Here is a 3,671-nt window from a genome sequence, read left to right on the forward strand (position 1 = left end):
AGCGTTGCGCCATGGCGTTCAAACCCTGGGCATAGCGTTGCAACCAGTCGGCATCGACGGTCGGCGTGGTCAGGGCAAGGGTAAACGCGAGGGGATGGGCGCCCATGGCGGCCAGGTCGCTCACTGCCACGGCCAGCGAGCGCTGGCCGAGCAGGAACGGGTCACACGGGTCGGCAAAGTGTACGCCGGCCACTAAGGTGTCAGTGGAGACTGCCAGTTGCTCCCCGGCGGGGAGCGCCAGCAAGGCGCAGTCGTCGCCGATCCCCAGGGCAATGCCTTCGCCGCCTTGCGCGCAGGGCGCGGCGGCGAAATAGTTGCGGATCAGCTCGAACTCACCCATCAAGGCCACAAGCGCAACTTAGCGCTTGTGTTCCTTCACTTCGGCTTCCCGCAGGCGCGGGGCCAGCTTGTCGAGCACGCCATTGACGAACTTGTGGCCGTCGGTCGAACCGTAGACTTTCGCCAGTTCGATGCCTTCGTTGATCACCACGCGGTACGGCACGTCGACGCGCTTGAGCAGTTCCCAGGTGGACAGGCGCAGCACGGCCAGTTCAACCGGATCCAGCTCTTCGAGGGTCAGGTCCAGGCAGGGCGCCAAGGCCTTGTCGATCTCGTCCAGGTTGGCCGGAACACCGTGCAGGATGTCGTGGAAGTAGCTCTGGTCAGCGAAGGTGAAATCGTTATCGACGCGAAATTGCGCTTCGATTTCGTTCAGCGCAGTGCCGGCCATGTGGCGCTGGTACAGCGCCTGGGTCGCCAGCTGGCGCGCAGCACGACGCTTTTCGCTTTTCGAAGGCTTGCCGGCGTCGGCTGGACGCTCGTCGCGTGGGTTGAAACGATCGCTTTCGTCGGAAATCACTTGGCCTCCAACTGCGACAGCAGGCTGACCATTTCCAGGGCGGACAGGGCAGCTTCAGCGCCTTTGTTACCGGCCTTGGTGCCGGAGCGCTCGATGGCTTGCTCGATGGAGTCAACGGTCAGCACGCCGAAAGCGACGGGCACGCCGAACTCCATGGACACCTGGGCCAGGCCCTTGGTGCATTCGCCGGCCACGTATTCGAAGTGCGGGGTACCGCCACGAATGACCGCACCCAGGGCGATGATTGCCGCGTATTCACCCTGCTGGGCAACCTTTTGCGCAACCAGTGGAATTTCGAAGGCGCCAGGGGCACGGATAATGGTGATGTCGCTCTCGCTCACACCGTGGCGAACCAGGGCGTCAACGGCACCGCTTACCAGGCTTTCAACCACGAAGCTGTTGAAGCGGCCAACCACCAGGGCATAGCGGCCTTTGGGGGCGATGAAGGTACCTTCGATGGTCTTCAGGGTCATTCGACAAATCTCTTAAAGAGCCGGGACGCGAAAAGTGCGTCCCTCAGTGATGATTTAACCGCGAACAAGGGGCAGGAATCGCCAGCCTTTATTCGGAGGGCACGTATTCTACAACTTCCAGATCGAAACCGGATATCGCATTAAATTTCATGGGTGCGCTCATCAGGCGCATTTTGCGTACACCGAGGTCGCGCAGGATCTGCGAACCGGCACCGACGATGCTGTAGGTGGTCGGTTTTTTCACCGGCACGTGGTCGGCCGTTTCGCGGATATGCGCCAGCAGTACATCGCCATCCAGCGGGTGGCCAAGCAACAGCACCACGCCACTGCCCGCCTCGGAAACCGCGGCCATGGCCGCGCGCAGGCTCCAGCGGCCGGGCTGCTTGACCATCAGCAGGTCGCGCAGCGGGTCCATGTTGTGGACGCGCACCAGGGTCGGCTCTTCGGCGCAAATGGTGCCCAGGGTCAGCGCCATGTGCACGTCGCCTTCCACTGAATCACGGTAGGTCACCAGATTGAAGTGGCCCAGTTCGCTGTCGAGCGGCTGCTCGGCAATCCGCTGAACGGTACGTTCGTGGATCATGCGGTAGTGAATCAGGTCGGCAATGGTGCCGATCTTGAGGTTGTGCTCGGCGGCAAACGCTTCGAGTTCACTGCGACGGGCCATGGTGCCGTCGTCGTTCATCACCTCGCAGATCACCCCGCTCGGCTCGAACCCGGCCATGCGCGCCAGGTCGCACGCGGCTTCGGTGTGCCCCGCACGCGCCAGGGTGCCGCCCGGCTGGGCCATCAGCGGGAAGATGTGGCCGGGGCTGACGATGTCTTCAGCCTTGGCGTCTTTCGCAGCAGCAGCCTGCACGGTGCGCGCACGGTCGGCGGCGGAGATGCCGGTGGTGACGCCGGTGGTGGCTTCAATCGATACGGTGAACTTGGTGCCGAAGCCCGAGCCATTACGCGGCGCCATCAACGGCAGCTTGAGCAATTCGCAGCGTTCACGGCTCATGGGCATGCAGATCAACCCACGGGCGTGCTTGGCCATGAAGTTGATGTGCTCGGCCTTGCACGCTTCGGCGGCCATGATGATGTCGCCTTCGTTCTCGCGATCTTCGTCATCCATCAGGATGACCATCTTGCCTTGGCGGATGTCTTCAACCAGTTCTTCGATGCTATTGAGCGCCACGCGGCACCCCCTTGGTCAGGATTTCAGGTAGCCGTTAGCGGCCAGAAAACTTTCGGTGATGGTGCCTGATGCAGGCTCTGCGGCCTTTTCGCCCAGCAACAGGCGCTCCAGGTAACGGGCAAGCAAGTCCACTTCCAGGTTCACCCGCCGGCCTGGCTGGTAGGAGGCCATGATGGTTTCGCTGAGGGTGTGGGGAATGATGGTCAGTTCGAATTCGGCGCCATTCACGGCGTTCACGGTCAGGCTGGTGCCGTCGACGGTGATCGAGCCTTTATGGGCGATGTACTTGGCCAGCTCTTTCGGCGCGCGGATACGAAACTCCACGGCGCGCGCGTTCTCGCTGCGGGCCACGACTTCGCCGACGCCGTCGACATGCCCGCTGACCAGGTGGCCGCCCAGGCGCGTGGTGGGCGTCAGGGCTTTTTCCAGGTTGACCGGGCTGCCGGCCGCAAGATCGTTCATCGCGGTGCAGTCCAGGGTCTCGCGGCTCACATCGGCAGCGAAGCCGTTGCCCGGCAGCTCGACGACGGTCAGGCACACACCGCTGACGGCGATGCTGTCGCCCAGCTTGACGTCGCCCAGGTCCAGCTTGCCGGTTTCAACCAGCAGGCGAATATCGCCGCCTTTGGGGGTCATTGCACGGATGCTGCCGATGGACTCGATAATGCCGGTGAACATGTCGTTCTCCTGAAAACGGGGGGCTGACGCTCAAGCGCGGGCCGGGAATTATACGCTCGCCGCAGGCACGGGAATGGCAGTGATTCGCCAGTCGTCGCCCACGGCACGCATGTCAGTGATCTTGAGGTGGGGAGCATCGGCCAGCTTCTCAAGCGGCCAGTCCAGCAAGGGTCGGGCAGCGGAACCGAGAAACTTGCCGGCGACGAAAATCACGTACTCGTCGACCAGCCCTTGCTGGGCAAACGCGCCCGCCAGGCTCGGGCCGGCTTCCACCAGCACTTCGTTGACGCCACGGTTGGCAAGCGCCACCAGCGCCGATCGCAGGTCGACCTGGCCCTCCACACCCGGTACCACCAGGCACTCGGGACCACGGGGGAACTGGTTTTCCGGGGTTACGCAGGTGATGACCAATGCCGGGCCCGCCTTGAAGAACGGCGCATCGAGCGGCACTCGCAGACGGCCGTCGATCAACACACGCAAC

At 63.1% G+C, this 3,671-nt stretch carries 6 protein-coding genes; all 6 read right to left on the reverse strand.

All coding sequences use genetic code 11. From position 1 onward, the window contains the following. Positions 1-340 (reverse strand): AIR synthase related protein (locus tag BFP90_RS00475; protein WP_256097405.1); only part of this gene is annotated, 340 nt, incomplete at its 3' end. An 18-nt stretch (positions 341-358) separates the two neighbouring features. Then, positions 359-859: a transcription antitermination factor NusB gene (gene nusB, locus BFP90_RS00480; protein WP_065888385.1), complete on the reverse strand. Its 501-nt coding sequence runs from the start codon at positions 857-859 to the stop codon at positions 359-361. Further along, the gene (ribE, locus tag BFP90_RS00485) at positions 856-1,332 is read right to left on the reverse strand and encodes a 6,7-dimethyl-8-ribityllumazine synthase (protein ID WP_003176356.1); all 477 of its coding nucleotides are present in this window, start codon (positions 1,330-1,332) and stop codon (positions 856-858) included. The genes nusB and ribE overlap by 4 nt, the downstream gene beginning before the upstream one ends. Positions 1,333-1,420: 88 nt before the next feature. After that, positions 1,421-2,512 (reverse strand): bifunctional 3,4-dihydroxy-2-butanone-4-phosphate synthase/GTP cyclohydrolase II, encoded by a 1,092-nt coding sequence (gene ribBA / locus BFP90_RS00490; RefSeq protein ID WP_065893131.1) that lies wholly within the window; start codon positions 2,510-2,512, stop codon positions 1,421-1,423. A 15-nt stretch (positions 2,513-2,527) separates the two neighbouring features. Beyond that, a complete protein-coding gene (locus tag BFP90_RS00495; RefSeq protein WP_065888387.1) occupies positions 2,528-3,190 on the reverse strand; it encodes a riboflavin synthase in 663 nt (220 codons plus the stop codon). Between the two features lie 48 nt (positions 3,191-3,238). Further along, a partial coding sequence (locus tag BFP90_RS00500) for a RibD family protein (RefSeq protein WP_141688879.1) occupies positions 3,239-3,671 on the reverse strand: 433 nt, incomplete at its 5' end.

Origin of the sequence: Pseudomonas sp. 24 E 13, assembly GCF_900004715.1 — a bacterium.
In the GTDB taxonomy this organism is placed as follows: Bacteria; Pseudomonadota; Gammaproteobacteria; order Pseudomonadales; family Pseudomonadaceae; genus Aquipseudomonas; species Aquipseudomonas orientalis_A.

Bases quoted from the DNA above. Each gene is read 5' to 3' on its own strand.
- ribE (WP_003176356.1), bottom strand. From the start codon at position 1,332: ATGACCCTGAAGACCATCGAAGGTACCTTCATCGCCCCCAAAGGCCGC.
- BFP90_RS00495 (WP_065888387.1), bottom strand. From the start codon at position 3,190: ATGTTCACCGGCATTATCGAGTCCATCGGCAGCATCCGTGCAATGACC.